Origin of the sequence: Fibrobacter sp. (assembly GCA_024398965.1) — a bacterium.
In the GTDB taxonomy this organism is placed as follows: Bacteria; Fibrobacterota; Fibrobacteria; order Fibrobacterales; family Fibrobacteraceae; genus Fibrobacter.
This window is the reverse complement of sequence record JAKSIF010000025.1, coordinates 1-22,172: the sequence shown is the minus strand read 5'-3', so window position 1 is coordinate 22,172 and position 22,172 is coordinate 1. Positions and strand designations below refer to the sequence as shown.

General features: G+C 40.1%; 23 protein-coding genes. 20 read left to right on the top strand and 3 right to left on the bottom strand.

Going from position 1 to position 22,172, the window contains the following annotated elements; genetic code table 11:
• Positions 1–20: 20 nt before the first annotated feature.
• Both groES and MJZ26_10305 read right to left on the bottom strand, forming a co-directional pair.
• Positions 21–302, bottom strand: coding sequence for a co-chaperone GroES (gene groES / locus MJZ26_10310; protein MCQ2106172.1), 282 nt, complete (start codon positions 300–302; stop codon positions 21–23).
• A 324-nt stretch (positions 303–626) separates the two neighbouring features.
• Positions 627–1,685, bottom strand: a complete 1,059-nt coding sequence (locus tag MJZ26_10305; GenBank protein MCQ2106171.1) for a hypothetical protein — start codon at positions 1,683–1,685, stop codon at positions 627–629.
• 116 nt (positions 1,686–1,801) lie between these two features.
• Here MJZ26_10305 and MJZ26_10300 point away from each other — a divergent pair, with 116 nt between their 5' ends.
• Positions 1,802–2,506: an OmpA family protein gene (locus MJZ26_10300; GenBank protein MCQ2106170.1), complete on the top strand. Its 705-nt coding sequence runs from the start codon at positions 1,802–1,804 to the stop codon at positions 2,504–2,506.
• 25 nt (positions 2,507–2,531) lie between these two features.
• Here the strand turns inward: MJZ26_10300 and MJZ26_10295 are convergent, their stop codons facing one another.
• Positions 2,532–3,335, bottom strand: a complete 804-nt coding sequence (locus MJZ26_10295) for an SDR family oxidoreductase (protein MCQ2106169.1) — start codon at positions 3,333–3,335, stop codon at positions 2,532–2,534.
• A 176-nt stretch (positions 3,336–3,511) separates the two neighbouring features.
• On the opposite strand from MJZ26_10295, the gene MJZ26_10290 reads away from it, so the two are divergent.
• From MJZ26_10290 to MJZ26_10200, 19 genes are all read left to right on the top strand, one after another.
• On the top strand, positions 3,512–4,462 hold the full coding sequence (locus MJZ26_10290) for an Rpn family recombination-promoting nuclease/putative transposase (GenBank protein MCQ2106168.1): 951 nt from the start codon (positions 3,512–3,514) through the stop codon (positions 4,460–4,462).
• A 266-nt stretch (positions 4,463–4,728) separates the two neighbouring features.
• Complete coding sequence (locus MJZ26_10285; protein ID MCQ2106167.1) at positions 4,729–5,607, top strand: hypothetical protein; 879 nt, start codon at positions 4,729–4,731, stop codon at positions 5,605–5,607.
• 180 nt (positions 5,608–5,787) lie between these two features.
• On the top strand, positions 5,788–6,000 hold the full coding sequence (locus MJZ26_10280; protein MCQ2106166.1) for a hypothetical protein: 213 nt from the start codon (positions 5,788–5,790) through the stop codon (positions 5,998–6,000).
• A 180-nt stretch (positions 6,001–6,180) separates the two neighbouring features.
• Positions 6,181–6,339 carry a hypothetical protein gene (locus MJZ26_10275; GenBank protein ID MCQ2106165.1) on the top strand — a complete coding sequence of 53 codons (159 nt, stop codon included), beginning with the start codon at positions 6,181–6,183 and terminating at the stop codon, positions 6,337–6,339.
• A gap of 180 nt (positions 6,340–6,519) precedes the next feature.
• Entirely contained in the window at positions 6,520–6,681 is a 162-nt protein-coding gene (locus tag MJZ26_10270) for a hypothetical protein (GenBank protein ID MCQ2106164.1), read from the top strand.
• Between the two features lie 266 nt (positions 6,682–6,947).
• A complete protein-coding gene (locus MJZ26_10265) occupies positions 6,948–7,172 on the top strand; it encodes an acyl carrier protein (GenBank protein ID MCQ2106163.1) in 225 nt (74 codons plus the stop codon).
• A 5-nt stretch (positions 7,173–7,177) separates the two neighbouring features.
• The gene (locus MJZ26_10260; GenBank protein ID MCQ2106162.1) at positions 7,178–8,332 is read left to right on the top strand and encodes a ketoacyl-ACP synthase III; all 1,155 of its coding nucleotides are present in this window, start codon (positions 7,178–7,180) and stop codon (positions 8,330–8,332) included.
• Between the two features lie 13 nt (positions 8,333–8,345).
• Positions 8,346–9,107, top strand: a complete 762-nt coding sequence (locus tag MJZ26_10255; protein MCQ2106161.1) for an SDR family oxidoreductase — start codon at positions 8,346–8,348, stop codon at positions 9,105–9,107.
• A gap of 12 nt (positions 9,108–9,119) precedes the next feature.
• Positions 9,120–10,928, top strand: a complete 1,809-nt coding sequence (locus MJZ26_10250) for a Coenzyme F420 hydrogenase/dehydrogenase, beta subunit C-terminal domain (protein MCQ2106160.1) — start codon at positions 9,120–9,122, stop codon at positions 10,926–10,928.
• Positions 10,928–12,460, top strand: coding sequence for a hypothetical protein (locus MJZ26_10245; protein ID MCQ2106159.1), 1,533 nt, complete (start codon positions 10,928–10,930; stop codon positions 12,458–12,460). The genes MJZ26_10250 and MJZ26_10245 overlap by 1 nt, the downstream gene beginning before the upstream one ends.
• The gene (locus tag MJZ26_10240) at positions 12,457–13,314 is read left to right on the top strand and encodes an aldo/keto reductase (protein ID MCQ2106158.1); all 858 of its coding nucleotides are present in this window, start codon (positions 12,457–12,459) and stop codon (positions 13,312–13,314) included. The genes MJZ26_10245 and MJZ26_10240 overlap by 4 nt, the downstream gene beginning before the upstream one ends.
• A 6-nt stretch (positions 13,315–13,320) precedes the next feature.
• On the top strand, positions 13,321–14,382 hold the full coding sequence (locus MJZ26_10235) for a hypothetical protein (protein MCQ2106157.1): 1,062 nt from the start codon (positions 13,321–13,323) through the stop codon (positions 14,380–14,382).
• A 24-nt stretch (positions 14,383–14,406) separates the two neighbouring features.
• Positions 14,407–15,537 (top strand): acyltransferase, encoded by a 1,131-nt coding sequence (locus MJZ26_10230; GenBank protein MCQ2106156.1) that lies wholly within the window; start codon positions 14,407–14,409, stop codon positions 15,535–15,537.
• A 46-nt stretch (positions 15,538–15,583) separates the two neighbouring features.
• The gene (locus MJZ26_10225; GenBank protein ID MCQ2106155.1) at positions 15,584–17,071 is read left to right on the top strand and encodes an acetyl-CoA hydrolase; all 1,488 of its coding nucleotides are present in this window, start codon (positions 15,584–15,586) and stop codon (positions 17,069–17,071) included.
• 4 nt (positions 17,072–17,075) lie between these two features.
• Complete coding sequence (locus MJZ26_10220) at positions 17,076–18,203, top strand: polysaccharide pyruvyl transferase family protein (GenBank protein MCQ2106154.1); 1,128 nt, start codon at positions 17,076–17,078, stop codon at positions 18,201–18,203.
• Positions 18,204–19,154 carry a glycosyltransferase family 2 protein gene (locus MJZ26_10215; protein MCQ2106153.1) on the top strand — a complete coding sequence of 317 codons (951 nt, stop codon included), beginning with the start codon at positions 18,204–18,206 and terminating at the stop codon, positions 19,152–19,154.
• A 356-nt stretch (positions 19,155–19,510) separates the two neighbouring features.
• Positions 19,511–20,461 carry a hypothetical protein gene (locus MJZ26_10210; GenBank protein ID MCQ2106152.1) on the top strand — a complete coding sequence of 317 codons (951 nt, stop codon included), beginning with the start codon at positions 19,511–19,513 and terminating at the stop codon, positions 20,459–20,461.
• A gap of 17 nt (positions 20,462–20,478) precedes the next feature.
• Entirely contained in the window at positions 20,479–21,213 is a 735-nt protein-coding gene (locus MJZ26_10205; protein ID MCQ2106151.1) for a glycosyl transferase, read from the top strand.
• Positions 21,214–21,293: 80 nt separating this feature from the next.
• Positions 21,294–22,070 carry a glycosyltransferase family 2 protein gene (locus MJZ26_10200; GenBank protein ID MCQ2106150.1) on the top strand — a complete coding sequence of 259 codons (777 nt, stop codon included), beginning with the start codon at positions 21,294–21,296 and terminating at the stop codon, positions 22,068–22,070.
• Positions 22,071–22,172: the final 102 nt, after the last annotated feature.

Below are 22,172 nucleotides of genomic sequence, written 5' to 3'. Positions count from 1 at the left end.
TGACGCTGCCGAGTTGCATCTTAAAGAGTAGCGAAGATGTCGGATTCCTTAACGATCAGGTAGTTTTCGCCATCGACGTTGATTTCGGTGCCGCTGTACTTGCCGTAGAGAACCACGTCGCCAACCTTGACTTCCATGGCTACAGTTTCGCCTGCTTCGGTCTTGCGGCCCGGGCCTACTGCCACGACCTTACCCTGCATGGGCTTTTCCTTGGCGTTATCCGGAATGAAGAGACCGGAAGAGGTCTTCTGTTCGGCTTCGGCCGGCTTAACAACGATGCGATCTGCTAAAGGCTTGATCATTTTTCTTTCCTTTGTTGCGGGTTCCTCGTTCGGGAAACCCTTTTGTTTAAAACCTGGGTCCGTTTGGACGCATAATTATTTTCGCCCTAAAATAGCAATTTTTATGCCAAGGGCTGGGGTGCCCTCAAATGGAGGCGTAAAAGAGGAAATTCCAGGATTATGGGTTGAAAAACGTTCATTTTTTAAACAAAATGAACCGCCGCAGCTCCAACGCTTGTTTCAGAATGAAACAAAAAGGCCGACCCTAAGGCCGACCCTTTTTAGTTTATAGCTTAAAGTTTAAAGCAGAAAGAAACCTTTAACCTTTATCCTTTACCCTTTAACCTACTTAAAAGTGGTGGTCAGGCGGAATGCCATGCCCAGGTCGGTCATTTCGTCTTCGCTGTAGAGGCTGAACTGGAGTTTGGACTTGCCGACGGACTTCACGAGAGCCACGGTCCAGGCGAGGTCATCCATTTCGTTGTTCGGGGTTTTGTGGATTACGTCCTGGCGGTCCTTGATGTATTCCATTTCGAACATCAGGTTGCTGAGGATGCCGAAGGTGGGAACTTCAAGACCAACGTAGAAGGGCTGGACGTAGTCGCCCTGGGTGAAGTACTTGGATTCCGGAGCGATGTAGTTCTTGGCAGAGGTATTGATGTCTTCGTCTTCGGTGTAGATGCAGGCATATTCACCGTAGAGACGGAGGTTGGGCATAAAGGTGTAGCTTGCGTAGGCAGCGACACGGTGGGTGACCGCGGCAGTGTTCTGCACGACGTCAATGAGGTTTGCACGGTAGGCGAACTTCATGTCCAGGGGGAAGGTGAACTTCAGGTCGTCTTCAACACGGACGTAGCCCTGGTTTGCGGTACCGTTCTTTGCGGCGACCATGGCGTTCAACTGGTTGAGGCCGTTCTTCCAGCCCAGTTCCACAGCGTTATGGCTGTAGTCGCGCATCCAGAGACCGCGCTTGGTAAGGTCCTTGTCGATATAGGTACCGAAGTTGGTGGACTGGGACCAGTCGGTCTTCCAGCGACCGAGCTTCAGGTTCAGCATGTTGTTGGAGCCAAGGTTCCACTTGTAGTTAGCCCAGTAGAGGTCGGCGAGAATCTTGTCGTAAGCGGTGGTCTTGCCGTCGCCGTCCTTGATCTTGTTGCCGAATTCAGGGGCGAAAATGCGGAGCATAATCAAACCGTCAAGATTGTCGGACTTGTACTGACCGCCAACGTTGGCGCGGATCCAGCCGGAGCTGAAGTTGTTGTCTTCGTCGGCGATGGACTTGGTGACCTGAGTCTGGACGTTGCCCTTGAGGGTCATTTCTTCGGCTGCGCAGGCGGAAGTGACAAGGCCAAAGCCCATGGCCACAACAGCTGCCTTCACGAATGCAGATTTGAAGAGGTTCATTTGTACTCCTTGAATAAATTTCCGGCGTCAAATTTAGAATAAGCCCGGGAATTTGAAAAGACTATTTATCGCTAAATAACTAAATTTGGTCACGAAAAAATGCTATGGAGTGTTTGATGAAAATCCGTACTCTTCTGACCACAGTTTTGTCTGTTGTTCTGGCTGGTGGCCTTGCCGTGAGTGCCCAGGCCCGTGACTTGGCACCCAACAAGACCCATGCCGTGTTGAATGTAACCTATACCAATTACGATGACGTGCCCCAGGTCAAGAAGAAACTGACCTTTATTGGGCAGAACAAGCCTAAGAACAAGATTGTGGTTACAACGGATATGTATGGCGAGGTAAGCTTCCATATTCCTCGTGAAGATACCTATACCATTATGTGCGAAAGTTTGACCGGCCCCTTTGAATGCGGCAATACGCCCTATGTTTCTATGACGGCGAGCACCGGAGGTATTACCGTGGTGTTCGATGACACCCGTGCAGAATTGACCGGGGTGACCTTTAAGGCCGGAAGTGCCGAACTTGTCCCCAGCTCTCTCAAAACATTGGACGAAGCCATCAAGGGGCTCAAGCGTAATCCCAAGGCCAAGGTGGAAATCCAGGGCCACACCAGTTCCGAAGGCGACGACGACTTTAACCAGCAACTGTCGGCAGAACGAGCCTATAGCGTCAAGCGCTACATGGTCGAACAGGGAATTTCTGACAGCCGCCTTTCTGCAACCGGCTACGGTTCCAGCCAGCCCAAGGCTGACAACAGCACCGAAAGCGGCCGTAAGCAGAACCGCCGCATCGAGCTGGTTGTATTGTCTGAAGAGTAATTTTTAGCGTGGTGCTGAACCACCTTTATTTGCCCAGCTTTTTCTTTTGCTGGCGGCCGGTGATTCTTGCGCAAAGCTCGCGGGGGAGGAGCCTGCTGAAGATTCCTGCCATCTTCATCAGCATGCCAGGCACAATGACTGTCTGCCCCTTGAACATCTGCCTTAGGGCGTAGCGGGCGCAGGCCTTGCTGGATATTCCCGGCAGGGAGAAGTTCACGTTGGCCACGTCGTTAAACTCCGTGTTTACAGGGCCTGGGCAAAGAACACTGACAGAAACGTTGCTCTTGGCTTCCTTGAGCTCTACCGCGATGGCCTGGGACAGGCTGACTACGTAGGCCTTGGTGGCGTAGTAGGTGGCCATGTAAGGGCCGGCGGGCAATAGGCCTGCGCTGGAACCAACGTTCAGCAGGAAACAACGGTTGCGGCTTTGCTTTTGATTGGGGGCGCCTTGTTCGTCGCACGCCTTGGACTGCAAAAGACCGAGGGCCATTTTAGACAATATATGCAACGCAGTGATGTTCACCTGGACCATCTGCAGTTCCTTCTGGAGGTCGGAACTGACGAAGGCTCCGCAGTCACCGAATCCCGCATTGTTGACAAAGATTCTTATGTCAAAATTTTTCAGGAAAATGTCGAGACGTTTGCATTCCTCGGGCTTGGAAAGATCCGCCACGAAAACCTCGGACGGGGTGGAAAGTTCTGCGGCTAAAGCCTTTAAACGGTCCTTTCGACGGGCCACAAGAATCAACCCGAACCCACGGGAAGAAAGTTCCCTTGCCAAATCAGCCCCGATTCCAGAGCTGGCTCCTGTAACAACTGCGTATTCCATACTGAAATGATAGATTATTTTGCTTGAAATAACTAGATAAATGCGTGCGCCTTTTTTACAAAAATATTTCATTTTTAGGGGTGCAATCCGGGTGAAAAAAGCGTGTATATATATGGATGACACGTTCTCGTCATTTCGCCGGGCAATTAACCCGGCGCACAGAACAAAGAAAATGAATGAATAAAATTATTCCCCACGACTCCTTCTGCAGGGATATCCTTGCAGATGTCACCACATTTCTTGAATTTATCGACTACCTGGCCAGCATACATGCGTACCTGAAGGGCATCATCGACCTTTTGGACATGGACACCCTCGTTCGCATTCCTGGGGATTTTAGCGACACCGCAAGTACAGGATACGCAGACCTTGCATTCCGGGCCAACGTGAAGAAGGAATACCTGCAAGAAGGTAATCCGGTACAGGTTTGCGTAGGTTTCCTGCTGGAGCACAAGTCCTATCGCGACGACAACGTAATGGAGCAGCTTCGCAAGTATCACTACCACATGATGGTGGAAAAGCTCAAGAACAATGCTAGCAAGGGAATCCCCTCCGTCGCCATCATCCTCTACAACGGCAACGAAACGTGGAACCCATTGGATAGCGAGTTGAAACGTTTTCCAGAAATCCTTCGGGACATAGTCCTTCCCTTCAAGTGCATTTTCCTGGACGTCGACGACATTGCAGACGAAACGAGCCTCCACAAGTTCAGCCCACGGCTTTGCCTGTTCATCATTGCGATGAAGTATGCCCGCAATCCCGAGGCGCACAGCGACATTTTCAAGAACGCCCTGGACCGGCTCGGCGAAAAGCCTTACAGTCAGGAGACTCTTGACTTGTTGACGTCGATTGATGTATATTTGGGAAGTTGGCTTTCCAAAACTTTTGAGGAGGTTTTCAAGATGGATTTCATTAGGCCGCCCTATGAGACTATTGCTGACGTACAGCGAAAAAGGGTGGAGGCTGCAGAGCAGAGACTCGCCGAAATAGAAGCGGACATTGCCTCCAAGGACGCAGATCTCGCTGCCAAGGACGCAGATCTTGCTGCCAAGGACGCTGACCTTGCCGCCAAGGATGCTGAAATCGCCTCTCTCAAGGCGCAGATTGCAGCCCTCACCGGCAAGTGAACCCGACAGCCCTTCATGGCGTAATTGATGAGTCCAGCCCCGCATGGGGTTGGATTTTTTTATAAGCTCCCCTTAACTTGTCATTCCCAGCGCTTATCCTTGCTTGGCGGGGAAGACAGGGAATCTAGCATTACACAAACATTTCATGTTTACAATTGTTTGCAAACTTCCGTTGCGCTTTTTTCTCGTTCTCTACGTGTATATAAGTAGGTAGGAACCGTTCTACCTGCGAGCCGGCCGCGTCGCCGGATGTACAGGAACTTTCTATGAACGAAAGCAAGACTTCGGAGGACTTTGGCGCGGACGCCATCGTTCTCCCCAAATTCACCATCACCAACAGTTTCGTTTTCCCGCTGGTCATGAGCCACAAGGAAATCGCCAAGCCCTTCATCGAGGCCGCCCTCGGCATCAAAATCTACGACCTGAAGGAGCCCGAGCAGGAAAAGATGGAACAGGTGAGCATCTTCAGCAAGAGCGTCCGCTACGATGTGTTCACCCAGCAGATCGACGAGAACGGCGAGACCATCAGCTCCTTTGACCTCGAGATGCAGGTGAAGGACACAAAGGAACTTCCCAAGCGCGCCCGCTACTACCAGTCCATTCGCGACACTCACGAGCTGCACAGGGGCACCATGTACAAGAGTCTCAAAGACCAGTACGTGCTTTTCATCTGCCCAGATGACATCTTTGGGGAGGACCTGCCTATTTACAGTTTCCAGAATTTCGCGGTGGAGAATAAAGATGTCGCTTTGAACGACCGCACCTTCAAGAATTTTTATATCTTTAACGAGTATAAAAAACTTCCGGACGAGCATCCCCTCAAGCCGTACCTGAAGTATTTCGCAACCAACACTGCTGACTCCACGGAGACCGAGGAAATAGACACCAAGGTAAAGTGGTACCAGACCGATAACCAGACGCAGGAGCGCTACATGACATGGGAACAGGAAATCCAGCTCGCCAGGGAAGATGAACGCGAGAAAGCTACCGAAAAAGAGCGCGAACGCAACCTGAAGATCATCGAGGAGAAGGACCGTGCGTTGACCGAACAGGCCCAGACTTTAACCGAGAAGGATCGTGCATTAACTGAAAAGGATCGCAGAATTGCGGAACTCGAGGCTCAGTTGGCCAAGATGCAGAAATAAAAGCGAGGTCCCCTGTGGGACCTTTTTTGACGGTTCCGAGGGGGTTGCCTGTAGTGTAAATACGGTGAAACCCAGACTCTTGTCGTTTAATTGACTTTGGAATATATTTTACCTGACAGAAAATCTCGTAACTCGTAATTCATAACTCACAATTGAGGCGAAGCCTCTATGGAGCGCTACATGACATGGGAACAGGAAATCCAGCTCGCCAGGGAAGATGAACGCGAGAAAGCTACCGAAAAAGAGCGCGAACGCAACCTGAAGATCATCGAGGAGAAGGACCGTGCGTTGACCGAACAGGCCCAGACTTTAACCGAGAAGGATCGTGCATTAACTGAAAAGGATCGCAGAATTGCGGAACTCGAGGCTCAGTTGGCCAAGATGCAGAAATAAAAGCGAGGTCCCCTGTGGGACCTTTTTTGACGGTTCCGAGGGGGTTGCCTGTAGTGTAAATACGGTGAAACCCAGACTCTTGTCGTTTAATTGACTTTGGAATATATTTTACCTGACAGAAAATCTCGTAACTCGTAATTCATAACTCACAATTGAGGCGAAGCCTCTATGGAGCGCTACATGACATGGGAACAGGAAATCCAGCTCGCTAGGGAAGATGAACGTGAAAAAGAGCGCGAACGCAGCCAGAAGATCATCGATGAGCAAGCCCGTGCGTTGACTGAAAGAGATCGCAGAATTGCGGAACTCGAGGCTCAGTTGGCCAAGATGCAGAAATAAAAGCGAGGTCCCCTGTGGGACCTTTTTTGACGGTTCCGAGGGGGTTGCCTGTAGTGTAAATACGGTGAAACCCAGACTCTTGTCGTTTAATTGACTTTGGAATATATTTTACCTGACAGAAAATCTCGTAACTCGTAATTCATAACTCACAATTGAGGCGAAGCCTCTATGGAGCGCTACATGACATGGGAACAGGAAATCCAGCTCGCTAGGGAAGATGAACGTGAAAAAGAGCGCGAACGCAGCCAGAAGATCATCGATGAGCAAGCCCGTGCGTTGACTGAAAGAGATCGCAGAATTGCGGAACTCGAGGCGCAGTTGGCCGCTCTCACCGGCAAGTGAGCCCGACAAACTTTCATGGCATAATTGATGAGTCCAGCCTCGCATGGGGTTGGATTTTTTTACGGGAATAGCATAATCAAACTGTACAGATGCGCATTAAAATGTGTAAAAGTACGAAATTCGCATTTCGTCCAAAATAAAAACCTTGTAACATTTCCGTAATTTTCTAATTTTTTACACAATATGTAGTCTCGGTTTTGTCTCATGCCTTTTGCGCGGACTAGACCTGGACGTCCAATGATGACCAAAAAAAGGAAAAAAGAACCATGGAAATCAAAGAATTTATTGAAAAGTTTGCTGAAATGTTGGAAATCGAAGATGTTGATTCTTTGACTCCAGAAACCGAATTCCGTGATTTGGATGAATGGTCATCCATTTCTGTAATGGAATTCATTGCACTGGCTGATGATGAATTTGGGAAGCAGGTTGGTGATGTTCACATTAAACCTTGCCAGACTATTCAAGATCTCTATAACCTTGTGAAGGCATAATTAAAATGGCTGTTATGAAGTTTAATGGTATTGGCATCACTGCTATGGCAGGTGCCGTGCCTAAGCATGTTATTGAAAATCTAAAATATACAGAACACTTTCCTCCTGAAATGGTTAAGGAAGTTGTGGAAAAAGTAGGCATTTACGAACGCCGCTTTGCAGATGAAAATACATGCTCCAGCGACCTTTGCTTTGCTGCTGCGCAGAAGTTGATTATCGATAATAATATTGATCGAGATGAAATTGACTTGTTGGTCTTTATTTCACAGACTGCAGATTATCGTATGCCTGCGACTTCAATCACTTTGCAACATCGCCTTGGCTTGAAAAATTCTTGCATAGCCTTTGATGTTAATTTAGGCTGCTCCGCGTTCCTTTATGGTATGTCTGTCGTGTATAGCATGATGCAGACCGGAGCCATCAGAAAGGCTTTGATTCTGGATGGTGAAACAAGAAGTAAAGTGTATGGACCGCGTGATAGACGTTCTGCGTTTATTTTTGGCGATGCTGGTGTTGCAGCCTTAGTTGAACGGAATGAAAAATTTGGTGATGCCTATCTATCGCTAAATTCCGATGGCTCTCGAGCTGACTTGATTATGATTAAGGCTGGTGGTTATCGCCACATGTCAACTCCTGAAACTTTGAAAGAACGCGTTATTGACGAGTATGGCAATATGCGTAGTGATGAGCAGGGGTACATGAAGGGCGGTGACGTATTTAATTTCGTGATTCGCGAAATTCCACGTGATATCAAGAACACGCTTGCCGCTTCGAATCTTACGGCGGATCAGATGGATTACATTGTGTTCCATCAGGCAAACAACTTTATCAATTCTTATATAGCTAAGAAAATGAAGCTTGATGTCGATAAGATTCCGCACACTATTGAAAAGTTCGGCAATACTTCTAGTGTTAGTGTTCCGCTTACAATTGTGAGTGAATTGAAGGGAAAGCTTGAAGGTAAGAAGACATTGTTGATGAGCGCCTTTGGTGTTGGTATGACTTGGGCATCCGGTGTGGTTCCTTTTGTTGACACCAAGATTAGCGATATCGTTGAAGTCGAAAACGGATTGCCTTGTGATGAAAGCCTTCGTCGTGATTATACTCCGATTGAAGGTGCTTCTGAAGAATCCTCTACAAAACCACAGAAAGAAGACTAAGTGGGGTAGCTAAATGTTCAATCCCTTTTCTCTAGAAAATAAAGTGATTCTGGTAACAGGTGCATCTAGCGGCATTGGTCGCCAGTGCGCCATTGATTGTTCTAAAATGGGAGCCAAGGTAGTTCTTGTTGCTCGCAATCAGGAACGCCTGGATGAAACTCTATCCATGATGGAAGGGGATGGACATTTGGTTGTTGCTCAGGATTTGACTGACTTTGGATCATTACCAAATGTTGTGAAGAATATTGTTGGGACGGTCGGACCTTTAGATGGTGTTTTGCATTGTGCTGGAATAAGCAATACAGAACCTTTGAAATTGGTTGGCATTGAACGTTTGGAAGAATTCTTTAAGGCAAATGTTTTTGGTGCCATTCTTTTGACAAAAGAAGTTTGCAAACTGAAAAATTATAACAAAGATGGAGCTAGTATTGTATTCTTCTCTTCTGTTATGGGGATTGTTGGCGAAAGTTGTAAGTCTTCTTATTCCTTAACGAAGGGGGCCTTAATTAGTGGAGTGCGATCATTGGCGGTAGAGTATTCTAAGAAAAATATTCGAATCAATTGTGTGTCTCCAGGAGTTATAGAAACTCCAATCAATGCTAATCAAAATTATATGAAGGACCCTGAATTGAGAGCTCAGTTTGAGGCAAAACATCTTTTGGGTATTGGTCAATGTTCTGATATCAGTAATGCGTGTATTTACTTGCTTTCGGGGGCTAGTCGTTGGGTTACTGGACATAATTTGGTTGTGGATGGTGGCTTTACAGTACGTTAAGGTTTTTTGTATATGATCAATATTTCTGAAAAGAAGAATTGTTGTGGCTGTAATGCCTGCTATGATGTTTGTCCTAAAAAGGCTATAAGCCTTAATACTGATGTAGAAGGCTTTTGGTATCCTGTTGTTGATAGTCAATCTTGTATAAATTGTGGACTTTGTGAAAAAGTCTGCCCACAGTTGCACGCAGAAGAACTCAAAAAGAATGAATTCGAAAAGCCTGTTTGTTTTGCTGCAACGCATAAAAACATTGAAACGCGTTTTGGCAGCACCACTGGTGGCCTTTTTTCTGCTCTAGCAGAGCAGATGTATCGTGATGGTGGTTATGTTGGTGGCGCCATTTACCGTGAAGATTGGTCTGTGGCACATTTTATTAGTAACAATCCAGATGACCTTGTACGCTTGCGTCAAAGTAAATATTCGCAAAGTGATACTAGAGGTTTCTATACCGAAGTAAAAAAGTTGCTGAATGCAGGTGAAAAAGTCCTTGTATGTGGAACACCTTGCCAGATGGCCGGTTTGCGCAGTTTTCTCCGCAAGGATTATGAAAATCTTATTATCATAGATTTAATTTGCAAAAGCATTACGTCACCTAAATTCTTTGCCAAATACTTGGATTATTGGGAACGAAAAGCTGGTAGCAAACTTTCGAGTTTTAAATTTAAGGATAAAGAATTAGGCTGGCGAAGCCTAGTGAAACGATTTGATTTTGCAAACGGCAAATCGCTGTATTGCCGTGCTAAAGATAATGATCTTTATAGCACTGCATACCATGGGAATATTGTAAGCCGCCCTTCTTGTTATGATTGCCAGTTTAAGGGCTTTCCTAGAATGGCCGACATAACCATTGCTGATTTTTGGGGCTGTGAAAAAAATCCTAAGTATAAGTCTCTCGATGATAATGCAGGAACATCTGCCGTTATTATAAATAATTCCCGAGGCTTAGAATTCTTTGAAAAAATCAAGTCTAAAATCAATTGGATAGAATCTTGCATAGAGGACATTCTTCCAGGAAATCCTGCATTGTTGCATAAGCAGAGTGCGCCTAAGTGTGATAGGGATGCTTTCTTTGAAGACCTGGATAAGAACCTAATTGAAGATGTTGTTCCTAAGTATTCCGCATTCTTTGGTAAGGTGCAAAAAATTAGTTTAAAAAGAAAAATAAAGTTGTACTTAAAACCGTTTAAAACAGCATATAAAAAGAAGGTTAACCTTTTTAAATTTGCGTATTACAACATTTTTTGCAAGAATGTAAAAACAGATTGGCTGAATAATGGATTGCTGTATCCGCATTCAAATACGGTAATAGAGTTCCAGAAGGGTGCCCTTTTGGAATTACATGGTCCTTTTGATTTAGGAACAAAGAAAGTTCTTTCGTCCAAGTTAGAAACTAGACTTTTACTGGAACCGAATTCTAAGATGGTGGTAAATGAAGCTGCCCGTATTATGTACGGTTCCGATGTAGAGGTCTTTTCAAATGCAGAACTACTTATTGATGAATTGGGTACTAATATCAATTTCACTCTAGTTTGTGGAAAGAAAATAGAGTTGAAGGGACATGTTTCTGCAGGTCGTGACGTTGATATTCGAGATACCAATGCTCACATGATTGTTATGGATGGATACAAAATCCTTCGCCCTGTTCTTATTGAAAACCATGTATGGCTGTGCAGTAACGTCCATGTTTGCCCTGGCGTAAAAATTCGTGCAGGATCAGTAATTGCCGCAAATACTGTTGTAAATCAGAATGTACCTGCGCATTGTCTAGTTGCAGGAAACCCTGCTAAGATTGTTCAAGAACACATTGCCTGGAAACTGTAATGGAATCGGTAAAAACGTCTAACAAACGAATCGTAAAAAATACGGCATTCCTTTATTTGCGAATGTTGTTGGTAATGGGCGTTGGACTTTTTTCATCTAGAATAGTTTTACAAGTACTTGGTGTTTCTGATTACGGCCTGTACAATGCTGTGGGAAGTATTGTTGTTATGTTTACCATTATCAACGGTACTCTTTCTTCGGGAACTAGCCGCTTTTTGACATTTGCCTTAGGAAAGGGAGACGCTGATAATCTCAAAAAGACTTTTAATGCAGCATTTTTAATGCATGTTGCGATTGCATTCTTAGTCCTAATTCTTGCAGAAACTGTGGGATTATGGTTTCTGCACAATAAGATGAATATACCTGCGGGTAGAGTGGCTGCTGCGAATTGGCTTTATCAGTTTTCCATTGTTAGCTGTATGCTCTCTATGACTCAGGTGCCATACGGTGCGTCAATTATAGCTCATGAACGAATGAAAATTTATGCATGGGTTGGAATCGCAGAAGCTGCCTGGAAAATTTGTTTTTTGTTTATTTTGATGTATGTGCCTTTTAGTGATGTGTTGATTGCTTATGGAGCCTTAACTATGGCGTGGAGTTGTGGACTTCAAATTTTTTATAGAATGTACTGCCGTACAAATTTTGCAGAAGCGAAATTGTCTATCGTGAAAGATAAATCGTTGTATAAGAGTATAGCTTCTTTTTCGTTATGGGATTTAATAGGATCTTTTTGCGCTACCGGAAATTCTCAAGGACTCAATTTGTTAATAAATATGTTTTTTGGAGTAACCATTAATGCAGCAAGAGGATTGGCTTACCAGGTAGAAAATATAATTCAGCAATTTGTGAATAATTTTATGACTGCAGTTAATCCCCAAATTACGAAAAGATATGCGGAAGGCCGTATTAATGATATGATGGATCTTGTGTTTGAAGGGTCTAAATTTGGCTTTTATCTTTTATTTATGGTGACTTTACCGGTGTTTTTAGAAGCTCCGAAATTATTGTCCTTATGGTTGGTTGAAGTTCCGGAGAATGCTGTACTTTTCTTACGATTGCTTATGCTGTCTATGTTAATTCGAGCTTTTGCTAGACCTGTAATCACTGCGGTTCATGCAACAGGGAAAATTAAATTTATGAATGTTGTTTCTGGATCGACAAGTGTTGCTGTTCAAATTCCTGGAACGTACATTTTGTTTCGGTTGGGATGCCCTGCGTATGTGATGTTCTTTGTCATGATGTTTGTTTATGTAGTATGCAATTATCTAGAATTGCTTTCCTTAAAAAGAGATGTTGATTTTAGCATTTTTAGATATACATGTGTTGTTTATCTGAAATGTATATGTTTGGCTTTATTGCCGGCATTTGTTGGATTGGTTATTGTATCTAACATTCCATCGTCAATTTTTAGAATTGTGTTGACTTCTGTTTCTACAGTTTCAATTCTTGCAATAATGGTTTTGTTTTTAGGAATAAGCCCTGATATAAGACAAAGTATTTTTTCAAAAATTCGGAATAAGTTGAGAAAATGAGTGATAGTCGTATAGAATTGTCTAATGGCGTTAAAATGCCTAATCTTATACAAGGAATTCCTCTTTTGCGCGATTACGCAAATAGAAGTTCCAAGTCTTTTTTGGATATTATTAAGCTTTCTTTAGATTGCGGTATTCGTGCTTTTGATACATCTCATGATTACGGTAAAAGTGAGGCTTTTTTAGGCAAGTCCATTAAATGGTTAACTCAAAAAACACAATATAAGCGTGAAGATATTTTCATTGTTACTAAAATTGGAAATGGACAACAATTGTCAGGTCGGGTAGAAGATGCTGTGAATGCTTCTTTGAAGACTCTTGGTGTTGACGAAATAGATCTGATGCTTTTACATTGGCCTGTTCCTGATGTGTATGTTGAAAATTATCGAATTCTTGAAAGAATTTATAAAACAGGAAAAGTTAGAGCTATTGGCATTGCTAATGTCTTGGAACGCCATTTGAAAACGATGAAACAGAATGGATTTGTTCCTCATGTTGCTCAATTTGAATATCACCCGTTTAGAACGGTTCCGAGTTTAATGGATTACTGTAAAAATGAAAATATTACAGTGCAAGCATATACATCTTTGTTGCAGATGATTCCTAAAATTACAGAAAACGAAACATTGATTAGGTTGTCCGAAAAATATAAAAAGACGATCCCACAGATAGTTTTGCGTTGGCATATCCAACAGGGAATTGCTCCGGTATTTAGAACTTATAATCCTAAACACTTAAAAGAGTCTGTTGGTGTTTTTGATTTCTCATTGTCTGATGAAGATATGAATTGTATTTCTTCTTTGAACGAAAACTTTAAATTTCATCCAGAATCAATGAATTGCCCAGGGTTTTAAATTGTTATGAAAAAAAAACTTAAATTGATTATTTTGTTTTGGATGTTAATGTTTGCTGCAGCTTTGTATTTTAACCATGTAGTTGCATTTGGTGTTACCTTGTTGGGTTTGTTTATTGTACTTGTTTTGACTGCGTTTTTACTTTGTAATAAAATGTTGAAACGAACAAATTGGTGGACCAATAAGTTTATCTATACAAAGAAATTCTGTTCAAATGCTGGGTATCGCAAATATCTGGTTAGAAATCTTGAAATAGTTAATGTTGGAAGCAATCCGGCTTTATTTGCCTTCTTTTATGGTGATGTCCTTGGTGAAAACTGGAGTTCAGGTACTCAAGGCCTAAATATGGATTTTGAAATCCTAAAGTACAGATATTCTTTTTTGAAAGAAGGTGGCGTTGTTTTATTGCCGTTAGTATTGTTTAGTTCTGTTTCGGAATATTTAAATGCCAAACCAGGATATAGGTCTGTTGATTATTATGTTAAGTATTTAAATATCTTGGATAGTTGGCAAATTAGGATCCTTCCAAATGCTCAAAAAATTTACAAGTATAATAAGTATCCGTTGTTATTTAACAAAAAAGCCATAAAATACTTGTTTAAAGATGTTTCCGCCAATCAAATGTTGAACATTACGGACCAAACTATGTCTATGGCAGAAATGCAATGTAGTGCAGACTCTTTTATAGATGCTTGGAAAAAAGAGTTTGATATTAGATCTTTACAACAGCCATTAACAGAACCGCTAAAAAAAGCGATGCTAGAAACGGCTGCTATTGCGCAAAATATAATTGCCTTTCTACAAGAAAGAAATTTACGTCCTGTATTCGTTTTCCCTCCGATGTCGGAATCATTATATCAAAAAATCCCAAAACAAGCTATACAATACTATGTCTATGATTTTATCACTAAAATTAACAGACCGGAAGTTCTGTTCCTGGATTATAGTGTAAATGCAGAACTAAGAAAGAATGAATACTTCTTTAATTCGTTATTTATGAATTTGAAAGGACGAAAAGTTTTTTCAAAAAAAGTTTTTGAAGATCTTGGCTTGGCTGTAAAACAATAAAATGGTTGCTTTAGAGGTGCTGTTGTGAGTAAGGTTGATTCCTTGTTAATTAGCTATCTACGATTCCCTTTGGCGATTCTTGTTGTTGCCGTTCATTGCTATATCTCTATTGAAGGTTGGGATAGTTGTGATTTTTCAGCTAACATGAGTTTTTCGAATTTTTTCGTATACTTTGAAATAGCTGCTAGTCACGTTCTCTCTCATTTAGCAGTTCCTATTTTTTTTGTTATTTCCGGTTTCCTTTTTTTTCAAAATCTTGAAAATTGGAATTTTCAGATATGGCAGAAAAAAATGAAGAAAAGGGTGCTTTCTTTATTGATTCCTTATGTTATATGGATCCTAATTTATTGGATATTTTTGAAATGTCCATCGAAGATTCCTTCAATGTTCTGGTGCAGCGAGGTTTGGAACATTGGTCGTTTGGACTTGTGGGGAAATAGTGCCACCGCAACAGCTCCTTTATTAATTCCAATGTGGTTTATTAGAAATTTGATGGTTTGTTTAGTTCTTTCACCGTTGCTTTATGTGTTTTTGACGAATAAGTTTATATTGCCAATTTTTGTTGCTGTTTTGACTTTTCTTTATATTACTCAAACTTCTTTGATTGTTCCCGGTTTTAGTATGACTTCAATTTATTTTTTTTGTATAGGATCGTATTTGTGCCTAAAAAGGGGAACGCTTTGTTTTTGTATAATTAATAAAAAATATTTTTTTTCTTTGTTGCTATTGTTTTTCATTTTGCTCATTGTTGAAGTAATATTGGATGGTAATAATTCTATTTATGGAAATATTGTTTATCCATTTTTTGTTTGCACTGGAGTTTTTCTTGTTATGTATTGTATGGGTGTGTTTGCAAAGTCACAAAAGTTCCCTAGTGTGAAAAATTTATTTTTGAAGTGGTCTGAAAGCACCTTTTTTATTTTTGCATTTCATCTGTTTGTTTTGCACTACGCCGGTCGTGGAATAAGAAAAATGTTGACGTTTTTTTTGAATGAAGATTTAACCTATTCTTTAGACTATGTGCAAAATCATAATATGCTTATGCTATGTTTCTTCCTTTTAAAGATATTGATAGCGACATTTGGTAGTATTTCAGTATATTATATCTTAAAAAGAATATCCCCAAAAATTTGTGGAACTCTTTGCGGACGATGATTTTTTAATCTTATGTCTCGTGATATATTCATGTAAAAAGAGAAAAATGTCAATGCTTAGCGAAAAAATATGCTCAGCGGAAAATGCTGCAGAATTAATTCACGATGGTGAAGTTGTCGGTGTTTCCGGCTTTACTATTTCAGGGTACCCAAAACTTGTTCCGTTGGCTTTGGCAAAGCGTGCTGAACGACTTCATGAAGAAGGAAAACCTTTTTCCATAACGTTGTTTTCAGGAGCTTCTACTGGAGAATCTTGTGATGGCGCTTTGATTAATGCTAATGCGATTGCTGTTAGAGCTCCATATCAGTCAAATGCTGCTATTCGTTCAAGTGCTAATAAGGGAATTCTGAATTATTTAGATATCCACTTGGGCTTGATGGGGACTCGTGTACGAGAAGGTTATTTACCCGCTCCAACAACATTGATTCTTGAAGTTGCCCATGTCTATGATGATGGGCGTGTAATTCTTTCTACTTCTGGAGGCAATACAGTTTCCTTTTTAGAAAAGGCTGAAAGAATTATTCTTGAAGTGAATTCACGGTATGGTGAAAAATTTGCTGGATTGCATGACGTTTTTGTTCCCGATTTGACTCCCGGATCAGCTCCGATTCCTATACGAAAGGTTTCTGATCGAGTTGCTGGAGATTCCATTCAGTTAGATTCGAATAAGATTGTTGCCATTGTGGAATCTGATTGTTATGATGAAGTAAAACCTTTTGTTCAGCCGGATTCTGTATCGGAAACAATTGCAGGTTATATTCTAGAATTTCTTGCAAGTGAAGAAAAAAAGGGAAGGCTTCCTAAAGGTTTAGCTTATCAAAGTGGCGTGGGTAATGTTGCAAATGCTGTACTTTGTGCAATGGCCAATAATCCAAATCAAGGGAAGGTGAATTTATTTACAGAAGTGATTCAAGAAGCATGCATTCCTCTGTTGCAAAATGATAAACTTGGCGTGGCTTCTGGAACGGCCTTGACTTTGTCCGCATCTGCTCAGGATTTGTTTTTGAAGAATATTGACAACTGGAAAAAACATTTCGTTTTGCGTCAGCAAGAAATTTCTAATAGCGCCGAAGTTATTCGTAGAGTTGGTGTAGTTTCTATGAATACGGCATTGGAATGCGACATCTTTGGAAATGTAAATAGCTCACATGTTTGTGGATCCGCTATTATGAATGGTATTGGTGGTGCGGCAGATTTTGCTCGTAACGCTCGGTTAGGCTTTTTTATGACTCCATCGACAGCCAAGAATGGTGCTATTAGTTCCATAGTTCCCTTGGTAAGCCATGTTGATCATACTGAACATGATACAATGATCTTTGTAACGGAACAGGGAATTGCTGATTTGCGAGGACTTTCCGCAGAACAAAGGGCTGTTCAAATCATTGAGAATTGTGCCCATCCGGATTATAAGGAATTGCTAAGAGAAGCCTTAAAGTATGGTAAAATGTCTGCGAAGGGATTGCATATTCCGGTTGACTTGGAACATGCTTTTGATTTTCACAGAAACTTTATGAAAAATGGAAGTATGAGGTAATCGCATGAAAATCGGTATTCTGACTCTTCCTCTTCACACTAATTATGGTGGTATATTGCAGGCTTATGCTTTGCAGACGGTTTTGGAACGCTTGGGACATGATGTAGTTATTTTTAATGCTTTAGAACAATACCCTAACACAAAATGGAAACAGTTACCCAAAAGGATTGTAAAAAAAATTTTAGGAAGAGATGTCGTTGTTTTTAAAGAGATTAGGCAAAAAAAAGAAGCTCCTGTTATTAATGAACATGTATGGAAATTTCGTAAAAATTATTTGCATGAAGTCTTAATTGATAATTTTGATGATATTATAACGATGAATTTGGATGCTATAGTTGTTGGCAGTGATCAAGTGTGGCGTCCAATGTATTTTAAAAGCATGTGGAATACAAAATTTGAGAATGCATTTCTGGCTTTTTCTAAAGAGATGAGAATAAAAAAAATCGCATATGCAGCTTCTTTGGGTGTTGATTCTTGGGAGATGACGGATGAAGAAACTAAAGCAGTTTCTCAATGCATTCCTATGTTTGATGCTATTTCTGTACGGGAAACGTCGGGCGTTGAATTGTTGAAGAAGCATTTATATGTAGACTCAGATCAAGTCCTTGATCCAACAATGTTGCTTGATGAGAATGATTATATTTCTCTATTTAAAAAGAAAAATATTAATAAGAATGAGGACTCTCTTTTAACTTATATATTGGACAGATCTTTTGAAAAAGAACAAATCCTTAACTTTTGTGTAAAAAAAACGGGCTTGCGTCCGTTTGCTGTTAACAATGAATTGGTGAAAAAAAGTGCTCCTGTAAAAAAGCGAATTCTTCCATCTGTGGAATCTTGGCTTCAGGGCTTTTATGATGCCAAAATGGTCGTGACAGATTCTTTTCATGCTTGTGTTTTTAGTATTATTTTCAATAAGCCTTTTATTGTTATTGGAAATAAAGATAGGGGCTTGTCTCGATTTGAGTCTCTTTTAAAAACTTTTGGACTTGAAAAAAACATGGTTACCGATATAGCTCAGTTAAAATTGTTGGACTTGGAGATGATGAAAAAAAACATAGAATCCAATAATGATGTTTTGGATTCTATGAAAAAAAAGTCGTTATCTTTTTTAAAAAATGAATTGTCTTAAATGAATAGCCCCCTAATTTCAGTTATCGTTCCTGTGTATAATGCCGAAAAAACATTACATCGGTGTGTTGATAGTTTGCTTGAGCAAACTTTTAAAAACTTTGAAGTATTGCTGATTGATGATGGTAGTGCGGACTCGTCTGGTACTATCTGTGATTTTTATTCAGGAATGGACTCCCGAGTTCGAGTAATACATAAAAAGAATGGTGGAGTTTCTTCTGCACGTCAAATTGGTGTGAATGCTGCTCTAGGCTTGTATGTGATTCATGCTGATTCTGACGATTGGGTAGAAAAAGATATGCTTGAAATTTTATATCAAAGTGCAACGATGAATGCTGCAGACTTGGTGATTGCTGATTTCAAGAAAGAGTTAAATGGCAATGTAAGCGAATGTATTCAGCCCGAATGTGAAACGTCAAATGAATTGTTGCATTCCTTGTTAGAAAATAAATCGATGGGGGCTCTTTGGAATAAATTGATAAAGAAGGATTTGTACAGGGACGTACAATTTGATTTAGATGTTTTTTTCTGTGAAGATTTACTTTTGTTGTGTAAGATTTTGAAAAATAAGGAACCAAAAATTTCGTATATACATAAATCTTGCTATCATTATATAATGAATAGAGGGTCTATTACTAATACGATGTCGAAAAAAACTTTTGAAAATCGTTTTTTGTTCATTCAAAAATTGCAGCAAATCTTTAACGATTCTAATGAACGTTTGAATGATTTATTTCGATTGCAGAAGCTCGATGTTGTTATTTGGATGTTCCGGTCATTGCTTTATCCTTCAAAAGATGTGATAGCTTTGTTTGATTCTTTCTATCTATCGGGTGCGTTATATCAGGATTATGCTGATCTTTTTGAAAAGAAAAAAAATGAATTTGTCAAATGGCGCAGAAAATATAGATTTCCTTTTTTAGTGAAAATCAAAAGGGTATTTGATAGGTGAATAATCGCGATAATAGATGTTTTTTTTGATAGTTCTACATTTGGAACAAATGTTGTCAATTGTTTTATTGCTGATATAAGAAATGGTAGGAATCTTATATGGAATATAAAAAAAAACTGTTCATTTTTTCTGTAGTTCTTCTTTTTTTTGTTAGTTACAATTCTTTGTGCTTTTTTATACCTGGCGATACTTTGGTAACTCATGTATCGTGGGCTTTTTATCTTTTTTTGTTTATCTTCATTAAATTTTCATATATAAAGAAAATGTTAAAGAAGACGAATAGACATATATTGAATTATGCTTTGTTCCTAATATTTTTAGCTGTTTTCAATAAACTAACAAATCGAGAAGTTGATATGTTAATGTTGGTTAATAGCTTAATGTTTCCTGTAATAGTAGCAGTAATATGCAATGATGAATCTTTTTTTTCAGATGTTTGTTTTGTGGAAACAGCGAAAAAAACATTAGTGTCTTTTTTTATTATAAATTCTTTGTGGGCTTTGCTTGAACGAATTTTTATGTACAATATAATTCCATTTTATGTAAAATCTACCATTGAGTACGTAGGAGAAAAAATTATTTTTAGGAGTTCTGCATTATGGGGGCATGGGTTGGCCGGTGCTTTTGTAACAACAATGTTAATGATGTTTTTTTTGTATGATGAATCTTTGTCTTTGTTTAAAAAAAATGCTCTCTTTATTTTAGGCTTTTTGGCTATTTTATGTTTTAACAGTAGGTTTGATATAGTTTTATGTGGTGCTATCTATGCAATTTTTCTTTTGAGCCATATTTTTTCATTAAAACAAATAGGGGCATCAAAACGTATTTTTTTACTTATATTAGCCCTTTTGGGAGTATTCATTGGATATTTAGCTATGAGTAAGTTTGGTTTTGGAAGCCGATTACTGGAAATGGGGCTGTTTGATGAAAATAGTGCCGGTGCGAGAACAAAGATTTTCGATATCTTTAAATATTATGATTTTTCGGATTTCCTTTTGGGGATTGATGCTGGCTCTGTTCAAAAAGTTATGTCCAGATCTGGTTTTTCAGCATTGATAAATGAAAACATTCTTTTGATTTTTATGTTCCGATTTGGTCTTCTATTTTTGATTCCGCTAGTGTATTTTGCACAAAAAATGGTTCAATGTTGTATGGAATTTTATCCGCTAAGACAAAAACTGTTGTATGGAGGTTGCTTCCTATCTATAATAATGACATTTAACAGCATAACGACAAGAGAGTCGTATTTTGCAATTTTTATTTTGTTGTTGTTTGTATATCGTCCAAAAAAATGTAAACATGAATGATTTGTAAGAGAACTGAAATGATTCCTAAAATTATCCATTATTGTTGGCTTAGCAACGATCCCATTCCGGCAGATTTACAAAAATGCATGGAATCCTGGAAAAAACATCTACCTGATTATGATGTAATTCTTTGGAATTTTGAGCGTTTCCCAAGGGGCAAATCTGCTTGGGTTGATGAAGCTTTTGATAATCGAAAGTTTGCCTTTGCAGCGGATTATATTAGGTTGTACGCTTTGTACACTTGTGGTGGCGTTTATTTGGATATGGATGTTGAAGTTCTCAAGTCATTTAATGAGTTTGAGTCCCTTAATACTATGCTCTGCTATGAAAATTCCAAGGATGGACGCCTGGAAGTAGCTGCATTTGGGGCTGAAAAAGAAAGTTGCTGGGTAAAAGCTTGCCTAGACCATTATGAAAATAAACATTTTGTGAATGAAGACGGCTCTTTCAATACACGTGTGTTGCCGGCGGTAATTAGGGATTGTTTAATAGAAAACAATTTTTCTTTAAAATCGGTAGAAACCGTGGAAGAAGCTAAGTTGGCGATGGAAAATAATCTTCCTGTTTTTCCGTTTGACTTCTTTAGTCCGAAGTCCTACGCTACTGGGAAAATTGAAAAAACAGATAGAACTTATTCTATTCACCATTTTGCAGGAACCTGGTTGCCTTGGTATTGTAGACTCGAAAAAAAGGTTTGTGCAATGCTTGGGATTACTTATAGAGATTTTCTGCATAGACATTTTGCAAAGTAAGGACTTTTATGCTACTATCTTTAATTCAGACTTCTCAGAACCGAAAGGACGAACTAGTTCGGTTTGTCAATTCCCTGAATTTGCAACAAGGTGTTGATTTTAGCCAACTGCAGTTAATTTTTATTGATCAAGAAGATAATAAGTCTGCTTTCGATAATCTTAATCCTCTAATTAAATTCACTTATGTAAAAACGGAACATTGTTCCTTATCCCATGCGCGCAATTTAGGTTTGTCTTTGGTTGAAGGAAAATTTGTTTGTTTTCCAGATGATGATTGCTGGTATGAACCAGATACATTAAAAAAAGCTTTGGCAGTTCTGCAGGAGGGGGTATATCAAGCTGTTTCTGGAAAAGGAATGAATGAACAAGGTGTTCTAACTTCTGTATTTCCATCTAAGGAAGCTGAAATCACTGCTGTAAAACGCTGTGCTGCTATTTCCTATACGATGTTTTACAAATATGAAAAAAGTGTAACCTTTGATGAATGTATGGGGATTGGTTCGCCTTATAATTTAGGTGCTGGTGAAGAAACTGATTATATGCTTACTTTGATGGAACAATTTAAATTTAGGGTTTTGTATAAGCCAGAATTGATAGTTCATCATCCTACACAGACGGACGTTTATGATAAACCATATCTTCTAAAAAAATTTTATAGCTATTCTCGCGGTGGAGGTTTTTTAATGCAGAAGCATCAGTTTCCTCTAAGTTATAAATTGCGACAGTATGGACGTCCTTTTGCGGGAATGTTTGTTCATTTTTTGAAAGGTGATTTTTTTGGTAGTAAGAAATCTTTTTTTATGTTTAAAGGTAAATTAGAAGGGTTCTTTTTCAAAGTTCCATTTGATGGGAAATGACTTATATGCCGTGTTTAGCTGCAAAAGATTTGTGTACTGGTTGTCAGGCATGCGTTAACGCCTGTCCAAAGTCTGCGTTGACAATGAAAGAAGATCGGTTAG